Consider the following 26,834-nt stretch of genomic DNA (forward strand, 5'->3'; position numbering starts at 1 on the left):
CGTCCGTTCCGGCCGTCTGCCGTGCCCCGGACACGAACCCCGGACACGACGGCCCCGGCCGGGCGATGCCGGCCGGGGTCCCAGGTGGTGTTCTGACGGTCCCGACGGGATCAGAACAGGCCCTTGTACGTCTGCCAGCCGGTGCCGATCTTCGCGCGGGCGCCGAACGATCCCTTGCCGTTGCCGTTGTTGCGCCACAAGGTGCCGGAGGTGTCGCGGGAGACGAGGTCCGCCTTGCCGTCGCCGGTGATGTCGCCGACGCCGACGACGACGTTGTACGACGCGCCCCAGCCGGTGGCCACCTTCACGCGGGCCTTGAAGACTCCGGTGCCGGTGCCGTCGTAGCGCCACAGCGTGTTGGAGCGGTCCTGGACCAGGAGGTCACCGCGGCCGTCACCGTTCAGGTCGCCGGCGCCCACGATCTTCTTGTAGCCCAGCCAGTTCGCCGCGAGCCGGACCCGCGCCGACAGCTTGCCCGTGCTCGTGCCCTTGTAGAGGAACAGCTCGCCCGTCGACGCGTTGCGCGCGATCAGGTCCGCACGCCCGTCGCCCGTGAGGTCCCCGGGCGAGGTCAGCACGTCGTACTGGTTCCAGCCCTTGCCCAGGGCGATGTGCGGGGTGCTCGTCAGGAAGGACTGCCCGAGTGTCGTGTGGTACACGCGTAGTTCGCCGCTGCTGAACCGGACGAGGATGTCGTTGCGGCGGTCGCCGTTGAGGTCTCCGAACGGGACCAGCGTCACGGAGGACGGCCAGCCCGGGGCCCGCAGGCTCTCGCCGAGGCGGCCCGTCCCGTCGCCCGGCCGGTAACTGACCTCACCGGACCGTGCGAGGGTCACGAGGTCGCCCGTCCCGTCCGGTTCCCTGGTGACGACGTTGGTGAAGTCGCGGCGTACGGCGGCCCCTGCGAAGACCCGCACCGTCTGCGTCACCGTCGTCGCCGGCCCCGAGCCGTCGGCCGGGGCGGCCGTCAGCCGGAAGGTGTACGTGCCGTTGGGGACGAGCGCGCCCTTGGCGTCGCGCTCGTCCCAGCGTGCCGTCAGGTTGCCGGCCACCGCGCCGCCGGAGAGCGTACGCACCGTGGCACCGGTGACCTTGCTGGTCAGCGTGGCCTTCCAGGAGGCGGCGGGCTTGGAGAGCAGTCCGCGCCACTGCCACCACGGACCGGTGGCCGGGCCGCTCTGCGAGAGGTGGTCGCTCACCGCGGACTCGATGACGCTCAGCGGCTGGGTGGCGACGCCGCTGGGGACCAGGTGGATGCGGCGGTCCGCGTCCACGTAGGCCGCGGGCCCGCCGAACTTGTCCACGGTCCAGGTCACCCCGCGCACCCCGGAGCCGCTCATGGTGCGGTCGGCGATCTCGCGGGTGGTGGTGGCGCCGCCGGCGAAGGAGGTGAGCAGGAGCGACCCGGTCGAGGTGTCGTGCCGCACGAGGTAGCCGTCGCCGAGCAGCGCCTGGCCGGCGGGGACGGAGATGCTCTTCTTCGCCGTACTGTCCCAGACGCCGGCGGCCGCGGTCGGCCCGCACGACCAGTAGATCCAACGGCCCACCGCCTGGAGCTCCTCGGGGGTGCACGGAGCTTTGGTCGCGACGGTGTCGACGGTCTTGCCGGTCTTCAGGTCCTTCGCGGTGAGCACACCGGCGCCGGAGCCCGGTGTCCACAGTCTGGTGCCCCAGACGGAGGCGGCCGTGACGGAGCGGGTGACGATGGGCTCCAGGTCGGAGTAGACGCCCAGGTCGCCCACGTACTGCTTGGCCGGGGAAGAGCCGTTGACGAGGGCGTAACGGCCGGTGATGTCGAGGACCGAACCGGCGGCCGAGGGCAGGTAGAAAGCGGCCTTGCCGTCGAAGGACCGGACGTATGATCCGCTGCCGTTGGGGTCGGAGTCGGCGGTGAACGTCACCACCTGTCCGTCGCCGGTCGCGTACGGGCCGGTCCCGCGGCCGATGTTCCAGGCCCGCCAGGCCGGAGCGCCCGGCGTTCCGTCGGCGGCGATCCGGCGGGTGACGTAGGAGCCGAGGAAGCTGCTGTCGGCCTCGTCGGTGGCCAGTGTGCCGTTCTGCAGCGACAGCCGGTTGATCCGCGCCGCCACCGCCCGGACGGCGGTCACCTCGGTGACCGTCGGGGCGCCCGTCCCCGTGTCGGTGATCCTGCGCACCGCCCAGTGCCCCGCGTCGGCGCCGCCGACGGCCAGCAGTGTGCCGTCCGGCGCCGCGACCAGGGAGTCGTTCGCGTGCCGGAGCAGGGTGACCGCCTCGCCGCCGGCGAGGGGGACCGCCATGAGCCGCTCACCCTGCTTGTCGACCGAGTCGGACGGCTCGGACGGCACGGAGCGGGCCACCACCAGCCAGCGCCCCGCGATGCCCACGGAGGGGGCGCCCTCGGTCCCGGGCAGTGGCACCGTGGTCTCGGCGGCGGACAGGTCGGCGCGGTCCAGCACGTGTGCCGTCGTACCACCCGGCCCGTACCGCGTCAGGAACCAGACCAGCCGGTCCGCGCTCAGCGCGACGGACGTCGGGGCGACGGGCACGGTGACGTCACCGGTGACCTTCGCGGCAGCCAGGTCCACCAGGGCCAGGTGCCGCTCCCCGTTCGCCAGCCCGTAGCTGATGACGGCCGTGCCGCTGTCGCCGCCCAGCACCTGGAAGTTCGTCCTGATCCCGGTCGGCCAGCCCTCGACGAGGGTGCCCTCGGCGGGCGCGCCGTCGCCGTACAGCCACAGTACGCGGGCGCCGTCGTCGGTGCGGGCCTGGCTCAGCACATGGCCGCCGTAGGTGGCGTGGTACGAGCCGTGGGTGAGGGTGACCTCGGTGGTGGCGCCGGTTGACATGTCCTTGAGGACGACCGTCCGGGTGGACGGCACGGCATCGGCCACGATGTCGGACGACGCCCCCAGGTAGGCGGGGATCACGGACGGGGGCAGGGTGCCCAGCCCGGTCGTCGCGCCGGTGGCGTACGACGTCCACAGGTAGCCGGAACGGCCTTCCTGCACATGCAGATAGCCGGTGGCACCCGCGGTGTGGATCCGGTCCGCGCGCGGTGTGTAGCGGTCGGCCTGGAAGACCTTCTCCGCCGCGAAGGCGGTACTTCCCACGGCGTTCCCGGCGTTCCCGGCGTTCCCGGCGTTCCCGGCGTTCCCGGCGTTCTCCGCGTCGGCGCCGACGGCGAGTGAGCCGGAACCGGCCGTCACGGTCAGGACGGCCAGCGCGGCGACGACGCCACGGGCGGTGGTACGACGGGCCATGGTCGCCTCCTGGGCCTCTCGAGGAAAAGGCGTGACGGGACGGCGACGCCGTTCAGGCATGCGTCGACGACTGCAGAAAGTTCCCGGCCCCCCGGCCCCCCGTGCACAGCTGCACGAATATAACAGCAAGCCCGGTGGCCTCATGCGCCGTTGGGGTGTGGCAGGAAGTGTGGTGCCTTGAAGGTGTGTCAGCCGCGAGCGGGCTCCCGGCGGCCCTCCAGGACCGGTCCGGCGTTTTGCGCACTTCGATCGGGAAGAGGGACGGACCGCTCATGCAGGCGGACGGCCGTGGCGACCTCGCTGACGGTCAACGTCCTCGAACCCGCGCTCGCGGGACAGGTCTGGCGCGAAGTCGGCGATGCGAGTCCGCGTCTGGGCTCCACCGCGGCCCCCTCGTTTCGGCGTGCGGCAAAGGCACCTTCACCGAGTCGGCCGCGATCTGTTGTCAGTGGCGTGCGCTTGGATGGGCCGCATGACTGTTCACGACGTTGCCGAGGCGCTTCCTGACATCCCGGCGCTGCGGGACCGGTGTCGGGCGATGGCCATGCTGGAGACGGTGCTGAACCCCGACGGCGCACGCTGCTACTCATTCAGCCGGGCCTGGTCCGAGGCGGAGGAGATCGCCTCCATGCGCAACGGCTCGGGGGACGAGTTCGACGTCGTCTTCTCTCCGGCGGGGGCGTACGTCCGAGGCTTCGACCACGAGTCAGCGATGAGCCCGTATGCCGACGGCGCGCCCTGGCCGGGCGTGGTGGACTCGGTCCCCGAGGTGTTCCGGAGCTGCGTCGAAGAGCCGGCCTTCACAGACGACGGAATGCCCATGGTGACGGCCTGCATGTGGCGCGAGGCGGGAAGTGAGCGCTGGGAGGCGGGAGAGATCGACTTCCCCGAGGACGATGCCGACCCTGACGGCTCGGGCTGGCTGTTCCAGTTGCTGGTCGACCCGTCCCCGGAGGCTTTCCAGGAGTTCGCCGAGGACTATTACGAGATCCCGGTCGACATCGACGCGGTGCGCCACGTGTACGCCCTTCGCCCACTGACCCAGGACGTGGTCACCGCTCTGAACGACACGGTGTCGTTGGCGGACCTTGCCGACGCGGCCGCCGCGATCGGCTACGCCATCGCAACCGGCTCGGCTCCCTGACCCGAGCCCGCCACCGCCGAAGCGCATCGGCGTGTGTCCGGGCCGGGGCCTTCGGGTCGCTGCCGTCGGCTGGACTGCTCCGGTGGGCCGGCTCCAGCGTGCACGCGGGGTGGTCGTCGCGGGGGTTACCGGCCGGGCCAGGCCGGCGGCTTCCCGAAGTCGACGGAGCGCTGCTCGACTCCCATCGGACGCAACTCGACCTCGGCGCTGACCTTCTGCAGCTTTCCGCCGAAGGAGACGACGGCGGCGACGACCTCTTGGCCGGTGGCGCCGGAGCGCATCGCGTCCTGCACGAAGGCGGCGAGTTCGTCGAGTGTCATGAACTGCTTCTTCGGAGCAGCGTGTTCGATCTTCTTCAACGCCATGGCGTCTCCTCCCCGATGATCTGGCGTCAGCGTACGCCGTGCCGCGCGCTCACGTGCACGCGGTGACGCCTGGAAGGGCGGCGCGCGGCCCTTTGCCCGTGGTCCCCGTCCCCGCCCCGGCTGCATGGCGCGGGTGCCTGAGAGCGGGATCATGGTGGGAGACGCCACCGCTCCGGGCAAGCCATGGGCGTCCCGTCCCCGCTGACGGACCTGGGCAGGCCGGTGACGTCGGAAACGTGCCCGCCCGCCGTCACCGGCCGCCGCCGCCCCTCACGCTGCCTGCAGGGCCTGCATCGGATGGAGCCGCGAGGCACGGATCGCCGGATAGAGGCCCGCGAGCACACCGATCAGGAGTGTGGCGCCGAGGCCCCCCGCCAGGGACCAGGGCGGAACCACCGCCGTCCACCCCTGGACCCGTGCGAATCCGTACGTCGCCGCCGCTCCCAGCAGCGCCCCCGCCGCCCCGCCCAGCGCCGCCAACAGCAGCGACTCCGTCAGGAACTGGAGCCGGACGGCGCCGCGGGTCGCGCCGAGGGAACGGCGCAGGCCGATCTCCCGACGGCGTTCCAGGACCGAGATGACCATGGTGTTGGCCACTCCCACACCGCCCACCAGCAGGGCCACCGCGCCCAGGCCGAGCATCAGGGCCGTCAGGCCCTCGCCGGTGGCCGCCTTGGCGGCGAGCGCGTCCGAGGGACGCGAGACCTTGACACCCGTCGTGTCACCGGGGCTGACGGTGCGGGCCAGGACCGCCCGCACGTCCTCCACCGAGGCGTCCCTGGAGCGCTCGAAGACGGTGGTGGGGTGGCCGTCGAATCCGAAGTAGCGTTCGGCGGCCGGGAATCCGACCATCGCCACCCGGTCCAGGTTGGGCACCAGCTCGATCGGCTCGAGGATGCCCACGACGACCACACGGATGTCGTTCATCATGATCGTCTCGCCGGTGCGGGTGATGCCGAGGCGCTCCGCCGCCACAGCCCCGAGCACCGTGGTCGGAAGCTGTTCGCCGGCCGGGTCGAGCCAGGAGCCCTCGTCGACCTCCCCGCCGAGCGCGGACAGCAGGTCCAGGCGCACCGCCTGCGTGGTGACGCCGGCGGTGCGTTCCTGGGGCACGACGTCGCTGCGGCGGATCCGGGCGTCGACGTCGGCGGTGGCCGTGGCATGCAGCACCGGGCCGATGCGCTCGACCATCGCGACCGCGTTCTCGGGGAGTTCGGTCTTCTGCCCCATGGCGTCCCTGCCCGCCTCGGCGGTGAGGAGGTTGGTGCCCAGGCGGTCGAGCCGGGCCATCAGGTCCGCGCGACTCGACTCGGACAGGCCGACGACCGCGACCATGGTCGCGATGCCGATGGCGATGCCGAGCGCCGAGAGCACCACGCGCGCACGGCGCGCGCGAAGGCCGACGGCGCCGACCCGCAGCACGTCGGGCAGGGAGAGGCGGGCCGGTACGAGGTCGTTCGTCACCGGTCCGCCCCTCCCGTACCGCAGGCGGACCCGGTGCGGGAGCAGGAGGTGTGCCCGGCGCCGGAGCAGGCGGCGGACCGGACGCCTCCAGGCGCCCCGAACCGTGAGTCCGCCACGATCTCTCCGTCCTTGAACCGGACCCGGCGCGGCAGCGCGTCCGCGATCCCGTTGTCATGGGTGATCACGCAGACGGTGGTGCCGGACGCGTTGAGTTCGTGCAGCAACTCCATGACGACAGCGCCGGACGCGGTGTCCAGCGCCCCGGTGGGCTCGTCCGCCAGCAGCAGCCGGGGGTTGCCCACCAGGGCGCGCGCGATGGCCACGCGTTGTTTCTCACCGCCCGACAGCTCGTCCGGAGTGTGGCCGCGCCGGTGGTCCAGCCGCACCTTGGCCAGTGCCTCGCGGGCACGTGCCCGCCGCTTCCCCCGCGGCACGCCCGCGTACAGCAGCCCGTCGGCCACGTTGTCCACCGCGTCGCGCCCCGCCGCCAGGTGGAAGTGCTGGAACACGAAACCGATGTGGCGGGCGCGCAGCGCGGAGAGCCGCGAGTCGGAGAGCTCGGACACGTCGTACCCGGCGACCCGGACGGTGCCCGAGGTGGGCTTGTCGAGGGTGCCCATGATGTTGAGCATGGTGGATTTGCCGGAGCCGGACGGGCCCACCACGGCGACCATTTCTCCCGCGTCGACGGTCAGGTTCACTCCGCGCAGGGCGTGGACGCCACCGGGGTACGATTTGGCCGCATCGCGCAGTTCGATCACCGGGGCCGATGTCATGACTTCGCCACCCCGACCTTCAGACCCTCGCGCACGTCCCGTCCGCTGACCTCGATCAACCCGTCGGCGGTCATGCCCGTCTCCACCCGTACCGTCGTGGAGGTGGTGCCCCGGACGATCTGGAGGCCGTAGCCGCCGTTCTCGCCCCGCAGCGCGACGACCGCCTCGACGGGGACCGCGAGGACTCCCTTGTGCGCCTCGCTGACGAACTTCACGCTCGCCGACACCGTGGGGTCCTCATCCGACGCGGCCTTCGCGCCGCCCGCCAGGACGACCTCGACGGTGATGCCCTCCTGTGCGCCCGCACCGCCCCCGGAGTCGGAGTCCTCCGGGCGTACCGTCCCGGCGACGTGGCCGGCCACGGTCTTCCCGCTCGGCAGGGTGACCTGGACCCTGGTCCCGCGCGCGGTGAGCGGTCCGTCGGTCTGGTCGAGCCGGGCCCGCACGACGGGCCTGGTGGAGGCGACCGTCAGGACCGGGGCGTCCGGGCCCACCTGGTCGGCGAGCGCCGCGTCGGCGGAGACCACCTTGACCGGGCCGGGCTGGAAGACGACATCGCCCCGGCCGACCCTGCCGGTGGCGTCGCGGTTCAGGGACTTCTGCCACCGCTTGACGGCGGCCTCGGTGCCCGCGTCGTACCGCGTGTCGACGTACAGGTTCGCCCCGTACCCCAAGTCACGCAGGTTGCGCTCCAGTTGGAGCACGTCGCTGCCCCGGTCGCCGGCCTTCATCTCGCGGAACATCGGGACCGGCCCGTAGAGCAGGGTGACGGGCTTGTCGTTCAGTTCGTACAGGGCCTGCCCCATGGTCAGTGTCTTCCCTGCGGAAGCGGCCACCGTGACGGTGCCCTGGACGGCGGACTTGACCGCGCGGCGCTGGGCGAAGTCGAGCTTGCCGTCGACCGTCTTGGACCGCACGAGGTCGGTGCGCACGACGGTCGCGGTGGCCGGCGGCAGGTCGCCGTTCCTGCCGGAGGCGCCCGCGCCGCCGCGGCCGTCGCCGAGGAACACGACGCCCCCGGTGACGGCCGCGGCGACAGCCGCGGCGACGAGCGTGAGGAGGGTGGTGCGGCGCTTCACTGCATGCCGTCCAGACCGTCGAGCAGCTTCGAGGCGCACGCCTGGCGGGCCTGCTTGTACGCCGGCGAGTTCCAGTCGATGGACTGGGACGCCGGGTCGGGATCGCCGCCCGGCTGGACGTTGCCGCCGCTCATGGTGGGGTTGGCGAACCTGGAGACGCCGTTGTCCCGCATGCACTTGGCGTGCGCGAGCATGGACTCGTAGTCCTTCTGCCGGTCCCGCTCGGGTTCGGCCGCCATGGCGGCCTTCATCTGGTCGACGCAGCCGCCTCCCTTGCCGCCCTTGATGCCCGCGTTCGCACCGGGCCGGGCACCGATCTCGTCGACTTTGTCCCAGTCGAGGTACCCGCTGAGCTTGGGGTCGGGGAAGTCCTTGTAACCGCCCTCGGTCCGCATGCACTGGACGTATTTCAGCTGGGCGTCGTAGAACTCGCTCTTGCCCGCGGACCTTCTGCCCCGGCTCGCGCCGTCCTTCCCGGCGCTCGCGCCGTTCCTCGCCGGCGCTTCCGGTACGTCGGCGATCGCGTCGTCCTTCTTCGACCCGCCGGCGCCGCCGTCCCCGCCGCCGCAGGCGACGGCCAGCGAGAGCACGGACACGGACACGGTGACGCAGGCGGCCAGGCGCAGCCGGGCGTGGGCGACTCGACGGTTCATCCTGATGGGGAAGTTCATGCGCCCCACGCTCGCCGCCGCGGATGATGAACCGTCCATGGCCACATGATGAGAACGTAACAATGCCCCCGACCTGCGGATCCGCCCCGGTCCGGGCTAGGCGGAAGAAGCCCGGGCATGCCCATAATCGGTCCCATGCCGCATGTACTGCTCATCGAGGACGACGTGTCCGTACGGGACGCGATGGAGCTCGTGCTGCGCCGGCACGGCTACGGCGTGGACACCGCCGCCACCGGTGAACAGGCCCTCGCCCTGCTGGCCGGGGCGGACGGGGCGCGGGTCGAGCTGGCCGTACTGGACCTGATGCTGCCCGGTATGGACGGCTTCGAGGTGTGCCGCCGCATCCGCGCGCGCTCGGCGACCCTGCCGGTCATCATGCTGACCGCGCGAGGTGACGACTCGGACATCGTGACCGGGCTGGAGGCCGGCGCCGACGACTACGTCGTCAAGCCCGTCACCGCTCCCGTGCTGCAGGCCCGCGTCCGGGCCGCGCTGCGACGGGCGGAACCGTCGGCCCGGCAGGGGGCGGACGCCGATTTCGCCGGTCTGGTGATCGACCGAGCCGCACTGACCGTCACCAGGAACGGCACTCCCGTCCCGCTGCCGCCCACCGAACTGAGGCTGCTGCTGGAGCTGTCGGCCTCACCCGGCCGGGTCCTCAGCCGGGAGCAGCTCCTCGAATCCGTCTGGGACCACACCTTCCTCGGCGACTCCCGGCTGGTCGACGCGGCGGTCGGCAGGTTGCGGGCGAAAATCGAGGAGGTACCGGCCAAGCCCCGGTACATACAGACGGTGCGCGGGTTCGGATACCGCTTCGGACCGCTGTGAACCGTACGGACACGGCCGGTGGGGCCGTGCGCCGCGCCACCTCGCGGCGCCGCCCGTGGCGGCTCGTCGGCGGACTGCGCACCCGGCTCGTCATCACGTTCGTCCTCGTGGCCCTCGTCAGCGCGCTGACCGCGACCGCCCTCGCCTACCGGGACGCCCGCACCGCCGTACTGCGGCGCACCCAGGACGCCGCGGTGGACGGCCTCCGGGAGCGGATCACCACGGTCGCCCCCGACCTCGACGTGCCCCCGGACCATGCGTCGTTGTCCCGGTTCGCGGCGAAGGTCTCGGACGGGCTCGGCGCCCGCATCGTGGTCGCCCGCTACCAGAACCTCGTCGCGGTCTCCGACCCGCGCGCCGACACGAGGGAACGGATCACCGTCGAACTGCGCGCCGCGGTGATGACCGGAGGCGGTGCCCGGTTCCAGCGGGTGATGTGGCGGGGGGAGCCGTACCTGGTCGTCGGCATGCCCGTGACCTACGCCGACGGCGACCGCCGCCCCTCCGCGCTGGAGGTCTACGCGATCACGGATCTGCGGGCCGAGCGCGACGACACCGCCGCCCTGCTCGACTCCGTGCGGGCGGGCACCGTGCCGGTGGTGGTGCTGGCGGCGGTCCTGGCCCTGCTGGCCGCGGGGACGGTCCTTCGCCCGGTGCGGAAGCTGGGCCGGGCCACCCGGGAGCTCGCGACCGGAGACCTCGGCAGCCGGGTGGCCGTCACCGGGCACGACGAACTCGCCGAACTGGCCCGTACGTTCAACGAGTCCGCCGACGCGCTCCAGGCCTCCGACGCGGAACTGCGTGAGCAGGAGGCGAAGGCCCGCCGCTTCGTGGCGGACGTGTCGCACGAGCTGCGCACACCGCTGGCGGCGATGACGATGGTGGCGACCGTCCTGGAGGAGGACGCCGACCAGCTGCCGCCGGACACCGCGCGGGCGGCCCGCACCGTGGGCGCGGAGACGGCACGGCTGACCCGGCTGGTGGAGGACCTGATGGAGATCTCCCGCTTCGACGCCGGGGCGGCACGGCTGAACGCCGTCGAGACGGACCTAGCCGACACGGTGCGGGCGTCCCTGGCGCTGCGGGGCTGGCCGGAGCGGGTGGAGACCCGTCTTCAGGAGGGGCTGCGGACGGTGATCGACCGGCGCCGCGTCGACGTGATCGTCGCGAATCTGGTGGGCAACGCGCTGCGGCACGGGGCCCCGCCGGTGACCGTGACCCTCGGGACGGCCCGAGCGGCGAACGGCGGCGACGAGGAGTGGGTGACGCTGCAGGTCGCCGACCATGGCCCCGGGTTGCCGCCGGAGGCCCGGGAGCGGGTCTTCGACCGGTTCTACAAGGCGGACGCGGCCCGTACACGCGGCGCGGCGGACGGCGGCGGGCAGGGCAGCGGCCTCGGCATGGCGATCGCGTCGGAGAACGCACGGCTGCACGGGGGCACGATCGAGGTGGCCGACGCGCCGTGGGGCGGCGCGGTGTTCACGCTGTGGCTGCCGCTGCGGCAAGGAGTGGGGGACGAGCGATGAGGGGCCGGCTGCCGGCCGTGGCCGCGGTGCTGGGCGTCGTTCTCACCGGCTGCGGGGTCCCGCCGACCGGAGTGGTGGAGGCGGGCGGGCCCGCGTCGGGACTGACGAGCGGCGCGCGTCTGTACTTCGCGTCCGCCGGCGGACTGCGGGCGGTGCCCGTGGGCGACAGGGAGATCAGGGATCTCGCCGCGGTGGTGAAGCTTCTCCTGCTGGGGCCGCCGCCCGGCGGGCGGGCCGGCGGTCTCACCTCGTACGTCGAGCTTCCCGGCTTCTCGGCGACCGGGACGGGCACACGCGTGACCCTGCACCTCGACGGCCCCTACGCGGGGACGGGACGTGACCAGGGCACGGGGCAGCTGGTGTGCACGCTGGCACGTGCCCAGTCGGTGCTGGTCCCCGGGGTCAGGACCGACGACGTGGAGGTCGTGCTGAGGCCGGCCGAGGATGCCCCGCTGGGCCCCTACCGGTGCGCGGAGTTCCTCGACAGGTGAACACGCCCTCGTTGCCCGCGGCCGGCAGCGGAGCAGGCGGCGGGCGGGCCTTTCCGGCGCCGGGCCGATGTCCCGCAACACCGCCCCTACCACCGGCCGCACGCCGCTGACCAGTGCACCGGCCAGTGTGTTCAGGTCGCGTTCAGGTCCGGCCGGGCCTTGGGCAACTCCCGTACCGGAAGCGCCAAAACTCTGGCAAAGGGGTCTGGGACGAGGGCGGCGCACCATGTCATGGTGCCTGCCATGTCGACTGATCACCTCACTCACAACCGGCCCGCGGGCCACATCCGTCACGCGGCGAGCAAGGTGCCGGAGGTGACCGTCTACTTCTGGATCATCAAGGTGCTGACCACCGGGATGGGCGAGACGGCGTCCGACTTCCTGGCCCGCCTGCTCGGCCCGATCCCCGCTGTCGGCCTCGGCGGCATGGCCCTGGTGGCCGCTCTGGCGGTGCAGTTCGCCGTCCGCCGGTACGTGGCCTGGGTCTACTGGACGGCGATCGTCATGGTCAGCGTGTTCGGCACGATGGCCGCCGATGTCCTGCACGTCGGCCTCGGGGTGCCGTACACGCTCTCGACCCCGTTCTTCATGGCCGCGCTGGCCGCCGTCTTCGCCCTCTGGCACCGCGTCGAGCGCACCCTGTCCATCCACAGCATCCACACCCGGCGCCGGGAGACTTTCTACTGGGCCGCCGTGCTGGCCACGTTCGCACTGGGCACCGCGGCCGGCGACCTCACCGCCACGATCGGCCTCGGCTACCTGGGCTCCGCCGTCCTGTACGCCGCCGCGATCGCCGTTCCGGCCGTCGCCCACCGGTGGGGGAGCCTGAACGCGGTGGCCGCGTTCTGGGCCGCCTACGTCATCACCCGCCCGCTCGGCGCCTCTGTCGCCGACTGGATGGCCGTCGGCCACGGCAGGGGCGGACTCGGCCTGGGCCTGGGGCCGGTCACGCTGTCCTGGACGGTCGCCATCCTCGGCTTCGTCGGCTACCTGGCCGTCTCGCGAAGGGACGTCCGGCGCGATATCACGCCGTGACAGGCCGGTGGCGGCGGGTACGACCGCCGTCAACCGGCGGGCAGACTGACGACGAACCGCGCCCCGCGGGTGTGTCCGGGGTCGTGTGCCACCTCGCCGCCGGCGGAGCGGGCCAGGCGTCGCGCCAGCGGCAGTCCCAGGCCCGCTCCGCCGTGTCCGTCACCCGGATCCGCGCGCCGACCCGGCTCGAAGAGCTGTCCGGCGAACGGAGCCGGCACACCGGGCCCGTCGTCGACGACGTCGACGCGTACGCCGCCGGGTGCGCGGTAGGCGCGGACGGCGACCTCGGAGCGGGCGTAGCGGCAGGCGTTGTCCAGCAGCGGGCTGACGATGCGTTCGAGGAGGGCGCGGGGGACTCCGGCCTCCAGGGGCGGCCCGTCAGCGGTCACCGTCACGTGGCTCGGCGCGTCGAGGGCTTCGGTGAGGCGCCGCAGCGTGGGGAGGATCTCGGCGGTGCCCGGGGCGGTGAGTGCGCCGCCGCGGGCGTCGTCGAGGAGGGTGTCGCAGATGGTGCGCATGGACCGGGCGGCATCCGCGATGACCTTGTGGGTGGCCCGGGTCTGGTCGGCGGTGCGGGGGCGGGTCTGCCACCAGTCGAGTTCGGCGATGATCCGGCTCAGGGGTGTACGCAGCTCGTGCGAGAGTTCCCCGGTGAGCCGGCGCTCGTGGCGCAGGACGGTGCGGATGCGGTCCAGTATGGCGTCCAACGACGTTCCCAGGCGGGCGAGTTCGACAGGGTGCCGCACATGGCCGAAGCGTTCTTCGGAGGCGACGGCGCTCCACTGGCCGGCCTGGTCGGTCATCGCGCGGACCGGGCGCAGCGCGCGGCCCACCGCCAGACGTGTCAGAGCATAGGTGCAGGCGAGCATCACGACGTCCAGCGCGAGCGACCCCACGAGCAGGGTGTCGGCCGAACTCCGGTAGGGGGAGAGGTCGAGAGCGGTGACCACCAGAGCCCCGTTCCTGCCGGAAGACACCGGCTGCGAGCACAGCCGCAGCGGGCCGCCCACGTCGGTGGTGACGCACCGCCGCCCGCCGCGCCCGGCGAGGGAGCCGGCGACGCGGGTGAGGCGGCCGGCGTTCGGCGGCTCTTCCAGCAGACGTTCGCCGGCGTAGATCCACACGTTGGCGTCGAGGAGTGCGTCGTGCGAGGTCTCCAGGACACGTACGGTCCTGCCGGTGGTGTCGACGGTCGTCGCGACGGCGACGGCGCGGGTGCGCAGTTCGTCGTCCGCCTGGTGCTGGAGGCGGTGCTGGGCGACGGCGTTGAAGGCGACGGTGAGGACCAGCATCAGCAGCGCGGCCGTGGTGAGGGCCACGAGTGAGAGCCGGCCGCGCAGTGTGCGGGGTGCCAGACGGTGGAGGAAGGCGGTCATGGCGGGCCGCGGCCGGTGGCGGGTGCCGCTCATGACAGGCGATGGCCGAGCCCGCGGGCCGTGGCGATCGTCCGGTCGCTGCCCGCGTCGCGCAGCTTCCGGCGCAGTCGGGTCAGGTACTGGTCGAGGGTGTTGTCGTGTACCCGGGCGCCCTCGGGCCAGGCCGCCCGGACCAGATCGCGGCGGCGCACGATGCCGCCGGAAGCCGCCATGAGCGCCGCCAGGAGACGGAACTCCGTCGGTGTCAGGTCCACGGGGACGCCTCGGACGGTGAGCGCGTGCCGGACCGCGTCCAGTGCCAGGTCTCCCGCTGTCGTGGCGGGCGGCGGCGCGGCCCGTTTGAGGGCCGCCCGCAGGCGGGCCGCGAGTTCGGCGAGGTGGAACGGCTTGGGCAGGTAGTCGTCCCCTCCGGCCGAGAACCCGGACAGCCGGTCGCTCAGCCGGTGGTGGGCGGTCAGGAAGATGACAGGGGAGAGGAATCCGTTCGCGCGCATCGCCTGGCACACGTCCCGTCCGTCGGCGTCGGGCAGCCCGATGTCGAGCACGACGGCGCAGACACCGGCGGTGGCCAGTCGCAGGGCGGTGGCGCCGTCCGGTGCGGGCAGCGGGTCGAAGTCCTCGTCGCGCAGTCCGCGCATCAGCACGTCACGCAGGGCGTGATCGTCCTCGACGACCAGGATCGTCTGGCGCATGGTTCTCCATAGGTTGTCGGGCGGCCCGGGAGGCCGGGCGCGGCAGGGTTCTCTGCGTTCAGTGGCTCGAAAGGGGCGGCCGCCCGGTTCTCCGGGAGGCGCCCTGGCCGCTGAGGGAGGCGTGCGCTTCGGGGGTCCGCTGGGCGGCGGACATCTCCGGCACGTCCTCCGCGCGTTCCGTCCGCTCGTGCGGGCGGGCCGGGCGGCTCCGGGCCGGCAGGGAGCCGCCCGTTCCCGGCCCAGGAGGTGTCCGCACCGTGCGCCCGGCATCGCCTCCGGCGCGGGGACCAGGAACGGGGGCAGCGGCAGCTTGAGGCCGCGGTCATCGGCACCCGTACGCAGCGGACCGGCCGTGGACAGCGGCGCGTCGCCCGGCAGGAAGAAGCCGGTCAGCGGCCCGGCCCCGGTGAACGGCATCACGCCCACGGCCACGCCCCGGACGCCGAAGGCTGCCCGCCGCGACCCGGCGTCCGGCACATCGGCGGCGAGCCGCGACGACGGGTGCCTGGCTGCGGTCAACGTGCGGAACTCCTTCATCCGTCGTCAGGACCGTCGGCTGCGGTGAGCACACCGGCAGGGCGGTACCCGACGAATGACTACAATGCTGTAGACGGTCTACCGAACTGTAGACGGTGGGGGAGTGAGGAATGTTCCATGACGGACGCGAAGGGACGAGAGGCGGCCGGCCGGCGAGCCCGATCCGCCGTCATGGCCGGGTCGCGGGACGCCGGGGCCCGCACACCAGGCCGGGGGCGGGCCGGGCTCGGCACCGGCCCGGCCCGCACGGCGGCGGCGACAACCACCCGGCCGCACGAGAAGGGCGTCATCGACCGGGAGCGGCAGGGCCGCGGCCACGCCTGCGCTCCCGCACAGGAAGCGCCCGGCCCGACCGGTCGGCGCACACACACCGGTCTCGGCCGGGAACACCGGCCCGGAGACGGTCCTGGCCCGTTTCGTGGCCCAGTTCGGTCCCGGCGGCGAGGAGCACCTGCGCCCGGCTCCGCCGCGGAGGCCGGCGCCTTGCGATCGCCCGCACCGGACACCGCCCGCCGGGGCCCGCTTCTGTTCGCAGCCCTGAGACGTTCAGGCGCCCGCCGCGGTGGGAGCCGGTCGCAGCCGGGTGACGATCCGGCTCGCGGCGGTCTTCTGCAGCAGTCCGTAGGCGAGGACCGGCAGCAGCAGGTGTGGTCTGTCGGGCAAGGACGCGGTGATCAGCACAGCGCTCGCGCTGCTGTTGTTCATGCCGCAGGCGAGCGTCAGTGACGAGGCGGTACCCGCCTCCAGCCGCAGGAGGCGGGTGGCGGCCCGGCCGAGTGCGAAGGAGAGCAGGCAGACCAGGGCCGCCACCGCCAGGGCGGCCACGATCAACAGCGGGCGTGGCCGGGTCAGGACGGATCCCAGGGCGCCACTGGCGTTGACGTAGGTCAGGACCACCGAACCGGCCATGGCCGGCGGCGCCACCGTGGTGACCAGGCGGCCCAGCCAGGGCGAGGGCAGGACGAGCGCGCCCAGCAAGCCCGCCGCGCAGGGACAGACCACGGTGGTGAGGGCGAATCCGCCCTGGGCCAGACGGCCGGTGTGCGCGAGGAGGTGTGCGTAACCGCCGCTGAGCAGCGGCGACAGCGTCGTCAGCAGCACGGGGGTGGTGAGCGGGCTGAGGAGGGTCGAGGCCAGGACGAGGCCCACCATCGTCGGCTGATCTCCCTCGCCCTTGGCGGTCCACACGGTGGCCCCGGCGGCGACGGGCATCGCCACGATCAGGATCAGCGCGGTGAGCAGCCCGCTGCCGCCGTCGGCGTCGGGAGTGCGCCGCAGCAGGAAGGCGACGAACGGCACGACCGCCAGCGGGATCCCCACGTGCAGCACGAGCCCTGCCAGCAGGGCCTTCGGATGCCGCAGCAGGCCGCCCAGCGCGCCGAGGGGGACCTGCAGCCCGGCCGAGAACAGCATCAGGGACAGCAGGAACGGTGCGGTGCGCAGGGTCAGGTGCGTCGGCGGCAGGGGATGGATGCGGCGCAGCCACAGGCCGGGGCCGGGCAGGAACAGGGCGAGAGCGTAGGACATGACGACGACGCGGCCGAGCCGGTGCCGCAGCCAGGACGCGGCGCGAGTGTGCATGGCCCCATCGTGACCAGGGCGGACCCGGCGGGCGGGGAAAGCCGCGCGGCAGTCAGGAAGCGTTCAGGTAACCGCCGGCAACGTTCTGCCCATGACCCACGAACTCTCCGGGACTCCCGAGGCCGAACCGGGCACGCGTGCCTCCGCTCCCCCCTCCCACCGTCCGCGCCGGAACAAGGTCCCCGAGGTCACCGCCTACTTCTGGGTCATCAAGGTGCTGTGCACGACGGTCGGCGAGACCGCTGCCGACCTGCTCGACGAGAAGGCCGGGCTGGGCCTGACCGGCGTGTCCCTGCTCATGAGCGCGCTGCTCGCGGTGGTCCTCGTCGTCCAGTTCCGCACCACGGCGTACCGCGCCGGCGTGTACTGGCTCACCGTCGCCCTGATCAGCGTCGTCGGCACACTGATCAGCGACAACCTCACCGACAACATGGGCGTGCCGCTGGAGGCCAGCACCGCGGTGTTCGCGCTCCTCCTGGTGGCCGTCTTCGTCGTCTGGTACCGGCGGGAACGGACTCTTTCCATCCACAGCGTCGACACCACCGGCCGCGAGTCGTTCTACTGGCTGGCCGTCCTGTTCACCTTCGCTCTCGGCACGGCCGCCGGCGACCTCGTCTCCGAGCGCATGGACCTGGGCTACTGGCTCTCGGCGGTCCTGTTCGGCCTGGCCATCGCCGCCGTGGCGGTCGCACACTTCGCGCTGGGCCTGGACGCGGTGTGCGGCTTCTGGATCGCCTACGTCCTGACCCGCCCGCTCGGTGCCTCGATCGGCGACTACCTCTCCCAGCCGGCCGGCGACGGCGGCCTCGGGTTCGGCACCGTCGTCACGAGCGGGCTCTTCCTCGCCGTCGTCCTCGGCCTGGTGGTGTACCTGGCGGTGACCCGCAAGGACGTCGCGGACCCCGCGCGCGTGACGCGGCAGGCCGCCTGAACGGCTGGACGGCGTTCAGGCGATCAGCGCGGTCGCCTCGGCCGTCCGGCCGCGCTCCTGCCACCGCAAGCCGAGGACGATCTTCAGCCGTGACATCGTCAGCTTCGGCGGGGAGGCGCTGTTGTGGCCGGCTCCGCGACTTCCTGACCGAGCCGGCCGCGAAGGGCGGTCCCGGCCTCGGTGCGGCGGGTTCGTCGGCCGTGCTGCCGGCCGTACTGGCCGGTCCGACGGGGTGCGCCCGCACTCAGGAGCGGCCGCAGTCCCGCCCGGTCCGCGGCCCTGCCTCCGGAAGACGGACGAGCACGACCGAACCACCGAGCGGACCACCGACCGGGCCGCCTGGGCGCGAACCGCGCCACGCTCGCCGGGCGGGCGCGAGCGAGCATCCCGCGCTCCCTCCGCACCTGACTGCTACAGCCTGCCGAGAGAGGATGTGTCTGCCGGACCCGTCCGGTGAGGAGGAGAGCGCCACAGGAGATGGTCCGGTGTTCAGGAGGCGATGACCGGCCTGCCGTGCACGCGACACCCTGGGGAGGAACCCGTGAAGCCGGCCCGCACCGCGTCTGCTACGCCCGAACCGTCGGAAGGACCCGCCCGGGGGCTTTCGGCGTGGCGGTTCGTGGTGGTGTTCGGAGGCGTCAGTCTGCTGATGGACTTCGTCTACGAGGGCGCTCGTTCCGTCACCGGTCCGCTGCTCGCCCGTCTGGGCGCCTCCGCGGCCTTGGTCGGCGTGGTCACGGGGGCGGGTGAGGCCGCCGCGCTCGGACTGCGTCTGGTCTCGGGACCGCTGGCCGAGCGCAGCCGCCGCTTCTGGGCATGGACCATCGGCGGGTACGTGCTGACCGCGGTCACCGTCCCGGTACTCGGCCTGACCGGCGTGCTGTGGGCGGCCTGCACCCTGGTGATCGGGGAACGCGTCGGCAAGGCGGTGCGCTCCCCGGCCAAGGACACACTGCTCTCGCACGCCACCGCTGCCACCGGAAGGGGCCGCGGCTTCGCGGTCCACGAGGCGATGGACCAGGTCGGCGCTCTTGTCGGCCCGCTCACGGTGGCCGGGGTCCTCGCCCTCACCGGCGGCGACTACGCCCCGGCGCTCGGGGTGCTCGCGCTGCCCGGCGTGGCCGCCCTCGCGCTGCTGTTCCGGCTGCGTGCCAGGGTTCCCGATCCGGTGGGCTACGAGACGACCGCCGACGCGGCGGCGCCCGAGGCGCGGGACTCGTCCGGGGCGCTGGACTCGTCCGAGCAACCGGTTCCTGCCGGGCCCCGGGCGAGGAAACTGCCGCGAGCCTTCTGGGCCTATTCGGTCTTCACCGCAGCGACTCTGGCCGGCTTCGCCACCTTTGGTGTGTTCTCCTATCATCTGACCGTCCGGCATCTGGTGTCGACGGCGATGGTGCCGGTGCTGTACGCGGCGGCCATGGCGGCGGACGCGGTGGCGGCGCTGGTCACGGGCTGGCTGTACGACCGGTTCGGCGCCCAGGTGCTGGTCGTCCTGCCGCTGCTGTCCGCAGCCGCTCCTGCCCTGGCCCTCACCGACACGGTGGCGGTCGCCGTGGCGGGTGTGCTGGTGTGGGGCGCCGCGGTCGGGGTTCAGGAGTCCACGTTGCGTGCCACCGTCGCCGACCTCGTACCCGTGGGCCGCCGGGCCTCCGCGTACGGTGTGTTCGCCGGGATCATGGGCGCGGCCGCATTGGCAGGCGGCACCTTGGCCGGGGTCCTGTACGACGTCTCCGTACCCCTTCTGATCGTCGTCGTCGCCGGCATCCAGGCCGCCGCGCTCGTTCTGCTGTGGGTCACCCGGGCGGTGCGGTCCACGCGCGCCCACTGAGTGGCGAACGGTCGCGTGCACCGGGCGTTCTCGTCACCACGCCGCCGTGCGGCCGGGCACGGCGCGGCGGACCTGGGCAGTCCGCGGCCGCACCGGTCCTCCGTGTCGCGGACTACGGGCAGGGCGGAGAAACGGCCGCCGCCGAGCGGGCCAGGACGGCGTGCGGTGTCCGGGGCAGGCACCGACGTACTCGGAGTCCCGGTTCCGGGGCACCGGGAGCGACGACGCGGGGCGTGGTGAGGCCGGCCGGTCCCGGGGCGCGCGCGTTCGCTCAGCCGATGAAGTCGTTGTACGCGCGGTTCAAGGCTCCGCCGTGGTCTCGGGTGCCTGCCGTGACCAGGACCGGATCGCCGGCACGGCTGCCGCGCCACCCGCACGGTCAAAAGCCGGCGACGTGACTTCGCCGGGGCCCTGCGTCCACCGCTGTCAACGGCCCCACGCCCGCCGCCGCGACTCTCTCAGGTTCCCGCCCCTGCGGCGCCGGGCCGGAGCCGACGCCGGGCGGGAGCCGGCGCGGCACCTCGCCGCAGTGGCAGCGGCGGGGTGTCCGTCGACAAGCCCGGTTCCGGACCCGGCGTCCCGGTGCTGCAGGCGCGCCGGTCGTGGCCGGCGCCTGTCCGGGGCGCTCCGCCGGCGCATCGCGTCCCTCCCTGTGAGGAGATCCCCTCTCAGTAAAGGCAGGTTAAAGTACGAGCGCACAGCCAAGGGAGGGATGCACATGGGAAACCGTTTTGCCCGGGGGACGGCGGCACTCGCCGGTCTCGTGCTCGCCGGCACCGCCGTGGTAGCCGTCAACGCCACGTCGGCCGCGGCCAGTTCGTACGACTGCCCGACGGGCTACTGGTGCGGCTGGTCGGGCCAGAGCGCGACCGGGACGATGTACAAGACGAGCAAGAGCGTCGCGGACCTCGGCAGCTGGGACAACAAGATCCACTCGTACGTCAACCGTACGAAATCCATCGCCTGCCTCTACGACGACAAGAACTACAGCCCCTGGGGCGGCTACTTCCCCGCGGGCCCCAATGGCGCGGGCGAGTACTCCTCGTCCCCCACCGCGACGATCAGCTCGGTCAAGTTCGCCCGCACCGAGCGCGAATGCTCTCAGCAGCCCTATCCGAGCTGGTCCGCCGAGGTGTCCCCCAAGACACCCGGTTTCGGTGACATGAACGGCGACCGCAGGGCCGACGTGATCGCCCGCGACGAGGCCGGCCGGCTGTGGCTGGCCTCCGGAACCGGCACCGGCAAGCTGATCGGCACGGGCGGCTGGAACGCCATGAACGCCCTGACCCGGCACGGAGACTTCAGCCGGGACGGCCGCGAGGACCTCATCGCCCGCGAGGCCTCCACCGGCAAGCTCTGGCTCTACCCCGGCACCACCACCGGGTCCCTGGGCGCCCGCGAACTCATCGGCACGGGCGGCTGGAACGGCATGCGCGAGATCACCGCCGTCGGCGACCTGACCGGCGACGGCCGCGCCGACCTGATCGCCGCCGAGAAGTCCACCGGCAAGCTGTACCTGTACCCGGGTACTGCCACCGGCGCCCTCGGCTCACGCAAGGTGATCGGCACCGGTGGCTGGAACGGCATGAACGCACTGGCCGGCGTGGGTGACATGAACGGCGACGGCCGCCCCGACCTCTACGCCCGCGAGGCCTCCACCGGCAAGCTCTGGCTCTACCCGGGCCGCGCCTCGGCCCTCGGCGGACGCGTCCTGGCCGGCACCGGTGGCTGGAACGCGATGGCGAACCTCATCGCGGTCGGTGACTTCTCGGGCGACGGCCAGGCCGACCTGGCCGCCGTCACCAACGACAAGTACGTCATCGACGGCAGCCCCGGAAACCTCGGCTGGCTGGTCACCTACCAGGGCCGCGGCAACGGCCTCCTGGCGGGCGGCGAGCGCACCAACGGAGAATGGTGGGGCCTGAACGGATTCTGTTAGAGCGCTGCGAACACCCATGGCGCCCGGAGGGTACGGCCCCTCCGGGCGCCGTGTCGTCTCCCGGGGTCGGCATGTGTTCAGCCGCATGCCGATGGCGAACTCCGCCGGGGGCTCGGGCGTACGGGCACGGAGTTCACCGCGCACGGGCAGTGTGGAGCCGCCGCAGTACCGCTCGAAGGTGGCGTCCTTTTCCCGGATGCGGCCGCAGGGGCCGTAGGCGATGGGGAGACGGTGAACGAGCCGGTGCCGCTCCCGCAGCAGCGGTCGGTCGAGCTGAACTGCGGCTCGGGTCCTCGGGCCGGGCCTCGGGCCGGCTGAGGGCATGGGTGCAGGTGACGCCGGAAGTCAGCTTCTGGCCGTAGGGGGCTTGCATGTCCAGGTACCAGCGCTCGCACTCGTCCGCGACGACCGTGGCACCCACTGGGGCACTGTCCGAGCCGGGAACGTCCCTGCGGAAGAACAGACGCAGCCGGCGAAGCATCAGGGCCTCAGCAGCCCGCCCACCCACCAGTCGTGCGGCTTGCCGTCGTTGGCGATGCCGCGACTGCGCAGTGTCCCTTCGACGGTGAAGCCAAGTTTCTCGGCGACGGCACGCGAGCCGGTGTTCCCGGCCATGGCCCACCACTCGATGCGGTGCACGTCGAGCGTGGCCCAGCCCCAGTCGCACAGGGCCCCAGCGGCCTCCACCGAATACCCGCGTCCGCGCTGCTCCCTGACCGCCCAGTAACCGAGTTCCCAGACGCCGCGGCTGATGAGGGTCAGGCAGTACGAACCGACCAGGGCGCCGGTGTCCTTGCGGAACGCGCCGAAGGTGTAGTCCCTGTCCTCGGCCCACTGAGCGGGCAGCTTCTCACCCACCAGCTTCTCCGCGTCCGCACGGCGGTACGGCACCGGCACCGGGGTGTAGAACTGGATGTCCTCGTCCTGACAGGCTTCGTACACCGCATCCACGTCGGCGGCTGTGAAGGCCCGAAGCACCAGACGGTCGGTCTCAAGAGTCACCGGATCCATTGCGGCAGTATGACCACCACCGGCGACCGGCGACCAGCGAATATCCCGACCGTGCGCGCAGCCGCTGATCGCCTCGGCCGGCGGCCGGCACGCTGCGCGGCCGGGTCGCGGCGCCCGCCGGGACTGCGGACGCCGCGGTCCGTGCCGGCGCCGGGCGGGTGCGCGTGCGGCGCTCCGGCGAGCATTGCGGAGCGTGGCCGGTCTGCGGGGCGGCCGGCCGCGGTGCCACCCCCGCACGAGGTGTCCCGCAACCTCGCGCGGTTCGGTGTTCGTGTGCTGGGAGACGTCCTTCAGGACGGTCCAGGCCGTTTCCGATCACGGTCTGCCCCACCGCCAGAGCCACCGGCGCCCCGCCTGGCGCGGATCCCCCCGGCGAACACGTACGTCACATGCTGGGCCTGACGGCGCGGACCGGGTCCTGCTCAGCCACCCCGCCTTCGACGCGGCGCCCGACCGACCACGCCGGCGGTCACCTCAAGAAGCCCCGAGGACCGGGCACGGTCGCGGACGCCTCGTCCGCCACCCGGTGGTATCCAGGACGGCCTGCCGGGCATGCGCAGTGGGGGAAGGGGAGGTGCCTGTGTCGGGTGGCGAGGGCTTGGGCCTGGACGAGGTGTTGCGGCAGGCTGAGGACGGCGCGCCGGTGGAGTCGGTCGACGTGGTGGCCCGGAACCTGGAGAAGCGGTTCTCGGCGCGCGAGGTGTCGTTCTGGCTCGTGGACATGGTCGGGCGGGAAGCCGTCCGCCTGCCCCGTGCGGGCACGGCCGCGCAGACGCGGACCGAGACGGAGACAGTCGAGCTGGCGGGCAGTGTGTACGAGCGGGTGCTGCGCTCCCAGCGCCTGTACCAGGAGCCGGACGGGGAGGGCGGCTGCCGGCTGGCGGCCCCGGTGACGAACCGCGGCGACTGCCTCGGCGTTCTGGACCTGACCGTGCCCGTAGCCGACGAGACGGTGCGGGATGCGGTGGCGCAGGCCGCGCACGCGCTGGCGTACATCGTGGTCACCGACCGTCGCTTCACCGACCTCTACCACTGGGGCCGGCGCACCACCGAGGTGAGTCTGGCGGCTGAGATCCAGCACCAACTGCTGCCCTCGGCATCCTGTTGCGAGGCAGCGCAGTTCACCCTGGCCGGCGGCCTGGTCCCGGCCGACGAGATCGGCGGCGACACCTACGACTACGCCCTGGACCAGGAGGCCCTCTACCTGTCCATCACCGATGCGATGGGACACGACACGGCCTCCGCGCTGCTGGCCACCCTGACCGTGAACGCCCTGCGCAAAGCCCGCCGCGCAGGGCGCGGCCTCCTCGACCAGGCCTACGCCGCCCATGACGCGATCACCCGTCACGGCCGCGGCATGACCACCGGCCAACTGCTGCGCATCCAGCTGGAGACCGGCGCCTGTGAACTGGTCAACGCCGGCCACCCCTGGCCACTGCGGCTGCGCGGCGACAGCGTCGAGGAGCTGACCGTCGCGGTGAACATGCCCTTCGGAGTGCTGGCCCCGGTCGCCTACCAGGTGCAACAGCTCGACCTGCGGCCCGGCGACCGCCTGGTCCTGATCACCGACGGCATGTGTGAACGAGCCGCCGCCACCGTCGACCTCGCCGCTCTCCTCCGCGCCACCCGCGACGAGCACCCCCGAGAAGTGGTCCGGGCCCTGATCTCCGCGGTTCACGAGGCCTGCGGAGGTTCTCTGTCCGACGATGCCACCACCATGGTCGTCGACTGGCACGGGAGCCGTACCGGACAGCGCCACACCAGCGTCGGTTCCCGTATCTGAGCGGCCCGGCGGCCTGGTACGCGCCCCTGGCGTCGTGGAACGCCCGGTGGGGCGGAGCCGCGGCTGGTTGCCGGAGGAGCCGGCCGCGTGCGCGCTGTGAAGAGCCCGCGCCGTCCGTGGCTCTGAAATCTGAAAGGGGCCTTGGCCTCGCCGCCTCGCCGCATCGGGATGGGTGAACGTGCGCAGGGACCGCCGCGCTGCGCCGCCTGCTGCCTGTTCGGCCGCCGGCGCCGGTACGGCCAGGCCGTCTCGCCCGTCGCGGCGGCGCGGGCCGGCTGCGTCGGCGGGCCCGCGCCCGCGGGGGCCGGCGCCGGTTGGCCGGCCTCGCGGCCGAGGCCGGGCTTGCCGGCGTCCGGTGGCGGATGCCGCAGAACACGGGGTTCTTCCAGCGCTGCTGGTGGCCGGGGCGGGCGAATAAGATGAGCCTGCTTCAACCTCCGCGATGGCGACTTCACATGGTGCACCAGAAACGCCTCCGGGCCTGCGAGCGCGAGTGTCCGGCAGTGATCATCGGTAGGTCTGCGGGAGGTCTTCGGCAGGTATTCGGGACACCTGATCCGCCTGATACAGCACGCCGCCTCCACCAGCGGCGGATAAGCGCTCTGGACAGGGCTGTCAGTTTCGAACGTCGCGTCTATCGCTGGCATGGCTCATACGAAGCCAGCGCGGCCAGGGAGACGACCTGCGTTTCTCACTGTCCCGGCAAAACGCCCTGTGATCCGCTTGCGTAGATGCCGTTACCCCGCTGACGGTCCGCGACCGTCCCCGAGATCTGTGCCGGACGCAGTTCATCGCCGGTCGGCGCGCAGCCCACGGGAGTGGCAGGTGTCCGCTGCGCCTCCTGTCCGGCGGTCCGCTGACCGGGCACCGGCGTGGCGCCGATGAGTTGGCCGCCGCTGCGTCACCGGCCGGACGCAGAACGAGCCACGCGTCCCCCCGGGGCCTGCCGATGCACGCAGGTATGCGGCACTGCCCGGGGGCGGCGGCGTCGCCCCCGGGCGGCGACACCCCGGTCCATCCAACTGACAGGCCTGCCATTTAACTCACATGAGTGGTAGCGCTGATATTCCGGTTTCCCGGACCCTGGGGCGGGGATCTGCCGGGTTGAGGGACATCATACGCAACTCAGCGTCCCTGCCGAATATCTCGCCGAGGAGATGACTCGATGAGGCCCGGAGAAAAACGCCGGTTCCGGCGGGACCCGCTGGAATACCTCGACAACCTCCGTCGCAGCAGTCTTACGGAAGTCATCCGGCTTCCCTGGGGTGGACATTGTGTCGGGGACGCGGATCTGTCGCAGACGCTTTTGCGCGACCCTGAATACAACACGGGTAAGTCGAGGTTCTTCAACGAGCTGCTGCCCACGCGCCAATCACAGGTAGAAGTCGGGCATGCGGTGCGGAACTTCTTACGGGAAAGCCTGCCGCAGTACGGTACCGAGCTGAACCGGGCAGTGGCCGGGCTGCCGTCAGCCAGCCGATGGCCACGGGCCGGGAACACGCTGGTGCACCGGTGCATGGCAGGCCTGCTGCTGCATCCCGGCAGCCCCGCCAGGACGCGCCGGCTGGCCGAACAGGCTGCGCGGACAGGGGTGTTCTTCCACGCACCGCACACGTGGCAGCGGGCGCGGGCGGAGGTCCTGCGCGCCCAGCTCATCAGCGCCCTCACCGACCAGGTACGCCACCGCCGTGAACACCCCGCCGCTGAGCCGCGTGACGTGCTGGACGCCCTGCTCGCCGTATGCCGCTCCGCCGAAGTGCCGGACCGGACGGCTGCCGAACTGTACCTGATGATGTCCCGGGCGATCGTGGTTCCCCTCAGCGCCTCCCTTGCATGGTCGGTACTCCTGGCCTGCCTGCATCACACGGCGGACTCGCCCTGGCCCTGGCCCGCCGACCAGATCGTGCGGGAGTCGCTCCGGTATCGTCCGACCCCCTGGATGCTCGGCCGTACCATCACCCATCCCGTCGAGATCGGTGGCGTCGCCTTCCACCCCGGTGAACTCCTCTCCGTCAGCCCGTACTTGATGCACCGAGCAGAAGGCCGATGGACCGACCCGGACGCATTCCGGCCCGACCGCTGGAGCGAGCCGGACGAACACGGCCAGTACGTGACGTTCGGGGCGGGCCCCTACACCTGCCCCGGCGCAGCGGTGGCGCAGACGCTGCTCACCGACTCCCTGACCGCCCTGGCCCGCAACGCCCGCCTGACCGTGACCGGTGGCGACCTGCGCCCGGTCATGGCCGAGGGCAGCGTGCCGCGGCCGTTCACGCTCCACCGCACACCTCGTCGCGGTGGACCCGACGCGACACCGGAAGGAGGTGAGTAGCCATGGCCGCAACGATGCGACGCATCTTCAGCAACAAGCCCGCCCGCCGCTGGTACTGGTACTGAGAACCGAGGCCCGGTGGCCCGGAAGCCGGCCACCGGGCCACCGGCCCGGCCCGCCGCTCATGCAACCTCCGGTGCAGCGGTGGGCCGGGCCGCAGTGGTGTCTCCCATGCCGCCGACTACGGCCGACGACACGTCGACAAC

Annotated in this window: 20 protein-coding genes; 10 read left to right on the forward strand and 10 right to left on the reverse strand. The window is 72.5% G+C overall.

Annotation, left to right across the window (positions count from 1 at the left end):
- Positions 1–110 precede the first annotated feature (110 nt).
- Positions 111–3,242, reverse strand: coding sequence for an FG-GAP-like repeat-containing protein (locus IG64_RS37460; protein WP_051812479.1), 3,132 nt, complete (start codon positions 3,240–3,242; stop codon positions 111–113).
- A 472-nt stretch (positions 3,243–3,714) separates the two neighbouring features.
- Here IG64_RS37460 and IG64_RS07870 point away from each other — a divergent pair, with 472 nt between their 5' ends.
- Positions 3,715–4,386 (forward strand): hypothetical protein, encoded by a 672-nt coding sequence (locus IG64_RS07870; protein ID WP_037853541.1) that lies wholly within the window; start codon positions 3,715–3,717, stop codon positions 4,384–4,386.
- Positions 4,387–4,511: 125 nt separating this feature from the next.
- On the opposite strand, the gene IG64_RS07875 is transcribed toward IG64_RS07870, so the two are convergent.
- The 5 genes from IG64_RS07875 to IG64_RS07895 form a co-directional block, all read right to left on the reverse strand.
- A complete protein-coding gene (locus IG64_RS07875; protein ID WP_037853543.1) occupies positions 4,512–4,751 on the reverse strand; it encodes a hypothetical protein in 240 nt (79 codons plus the stop codon).
- Positions 4,752–5,021: 270 nt separating this feature from the next.
- The gene (locus IG64_RS07880) at positions 5,022–6,215 is read right to left on the reverse strand and encodes an ABC transporter permease (protein ID WP_037853545.1); all 1,194 of its coding nucleotides are present in this window, start codon (positions 6,213–6,215) and stop codon (positions 5,022–5,024) included.
- The gene (locus tag IG64_RS07885) at positions 6,212–6,991 is read right to left on the reverse strand and encodes an ABC transporter ATP-binding protein (RefSeq protein ID WP_078883853.1); all 780 of its coding nucleotides are present in this window, start codon (positions 6,989–6,991) and stop codon (positions 6,212–6,214) included. Before IG64_RS07885 ends, IG64_RS07880 begins: the two co-directional genes overlap by 4 nt.
- On the reverse strand, positions 6,988–8,070 hold the full coding sequence (locus IG64_RS07890) for a peptidoglycan-binding protein (RefSeq protein ID WP_037853546.1): 1,083 nt from the start codon (positions 8,068–8,070) through the stop codon (positions 6,988–6,990). The genes IG64_RS07885 and IG64_RS07890 overlap by 4 nt, the downstream gene beginning before the upstream one ends.
- Positions 8,067–8,780 (reverse strand): hypothetical protein, encoded by a 714-nt coding sequence (locus IG64_RS07895; protein ID WP_420709892.1) that lies wholly within the window; start codon positions 8,778–8,780, stop codon positions 8,067–8,069. Before IG64_RS07895 ends, IG64_RS07890 begins: the two co-directional genes overlap by 4 nt.
- A gap of 96 nt (positions 8,781–8,876) precedes the next feature.
- On the opposite strand from IG64_RS07895, the gene IG64_RS07900 reads away from it, so the two are divergent.
- From IG64_RS07900 to IG64_RS07915, 4 genes are all read left to right on the forward strand, one after another.
- Positions 8,877–9,569, forward strand: coding sequence for a response regulator transcription factor (locus IG64_RS07900; protein WP_037853549.1), 693 nt, complete (start codon positions 8,877–8,879; stop codon positions 9,567–9,569).
- Entirely contained in the window at positions 9,566–11,095 is a 1,530-nt protein-coding gene (locus tag IG64_RS07905; RefSeq protein ID WP_420709893.1) for an ATP-binding protein, read from the forward strand. Before IG64_RS07900 ends, IG64_RS07905 begins: the two co-directional genes overlap by 4 nt.
- On the forward strand, positions 11,092–11,586 hold the full coding sequence (locus IG64_RS07910; protein ID WP_037853550.1) for a hypothetical protein: 495 nt from the start codon (positions 11,092–11,094) through the stop codon (positions 11,584–11,586). The genes IG64_RS07905 and IG64_RS07910 overlap by 4 nt, the downstream gene beginning before the upstream one ends.
- A gap of 243 nt (positions 11,587–11,829) precedes the next feature.
- Complete coding sequence (locus IG64_RS07915) at positions 11,830–12,621, forward strand: membrane protein (RefSeq protein ID WP_037853552.1); 792 nt, start codon at positions 11,830–11,832, stop codon at positions 12,619–12,621.
- Positions 12,622–12,650: 29 nt separating this feature from the next.
- Here IG64_RS07915 and IG64_RS07920 read toward each other — a convergent pair whose 3' ends face one another.
- The 3 genes from IG64_RS07920 to IG64_RS07930 form a co-directional block, all read right to left on the reverse strand.
- Positions 12,651–14,030: a sensor histidine kinase gene (locus IG64_RS07920; protein WP_078883854.1), complete on the reverse strand. Its 1,380-nt coding sequence runs from the start codon at positions 14,028–14,030 to the stop codon at positions 12,651–12,653.
- Positions 14,027–14,689, reverse strand: a complete 663-nt coding sequence (locus tag IG64_RS07925) for a response regulator transcription factor (RefSeq protein ID WP_037853760.1) — start codon at positions 14,687–14,689, stop codon at positions 14,027–14,029. Before IG64_RS07925 ends, IG64_RS07920 begins: the two co-directional genes overlap by 4 nt.
- A gap of 1,083 nt (positions 14,690–15,772) precedes the next feature.
- Entirely contained in the window at positions 15,773–16,807 is a 1,035-nt protein-coding gene (locus tag IG64_RS07930) for a sodium-dependent transporter (protein ID WP_037853555.1), read from the reverse strand.
- A 91-nt stretch (positions 16,808–16,898) separates the two neighbouring features.
- Between IG64_RS07930 and IG64_RS07935 the strand changes: the two genes are divergently transcribed.
- The 3 genes from IG64_RS07935 (at position 16,899) to IG64_RS07945 (ending at position 21,505) form a co-directional block, all read left to right on the forward strand.
- A complete protein-coding gene (locus tag IG64_RS07935; protein ID WP_037853557.1) occupies positions 16,899–17,738 on the forward strand; it encodes a membrane protein in 840 nt (279 codons plus the stop codon).
- A 619-nt stretch (positions 17,739–18,357) separates the two neighbouring features.
- Positions 18,358–19,566, forward strand: a complete 1,209-nt coding sequence (locus IG64_RS07940) for an MFS transporter (protein ID WP_234438425.1) — start codon at positions 18,358–18,360, stop codon at positions 19,564–19,566.
- A 718-nt stretch (positions 19,567–20,284) separates the two neighbouring features.
- The gene (locus tag IG64_RS07945) at positions 20,285–21,505 is read left to right on the forward strand and encodes an FG-GAP-like repeat-containing protein (RefSeq protein ID WP_037853558.1); all 1,221 of its coding nucleotides are present in this window, start codon (positions 20,285–20,287) and stop codon (positions 21,503–21,505) included.
- A 480-nt stretch (positions 21,506–21,985) separates the two neighbouring features.
- On the opposite strand, the gene IG64_RS07950 is transcribed toward IG64_RS07945, so the two are convergent.
- Positions 21,986–22,516 (reverse strand): GNAT family N-acetyltransferase, encoded by a 531-nt coding sequence (locus tag IG64_RS07950; protein ID WP_037853559.1) that lies wholly within the window; start codon positions 22,514–22,516, stop codon positions 21,986–21,988.
- 580 nt (positions 22,517–23,096) lie between these two features.
- Here IG64_RS07950 and IG64_RS07955 point away from each other — a divergent pair.
- Complete coding sequence (locus IG64_RS07955; protein ID WP_037853560.1) at positions 23,097–24,299, forward strand: PP2C family protein-serine/threonine phosphatase; 1,203 nt, start codon at positions 23,097–23,099, stop codon at positions 24,297–24,299.
- Positions 24,300–25,815: 1,516 nt separating this feature from the next.
- On the forward strand, positions 25,816–26,628 hold the full coding sequence (locus IG64_RS07960) for a cytochrome P450 (protein WP_234438426.1): 813 nt from the start codon (positions 25,816–25,818) through the stop codon (positions 26,626–26,628).
- Positions 26,629–26,834 lie beyond the last annotated feature (206 nt).

The sequence above is a fragment of the Streptomyces sp. NRRL S-340 genome (genome assembly GCF_000720185.1).
In the GTDB taxonomy this organism is placed as follows: Bacteria; Actinomycetota; Actinomycetes; order Streptomycetales; family Streptomycetaceae; genus Streptomyces.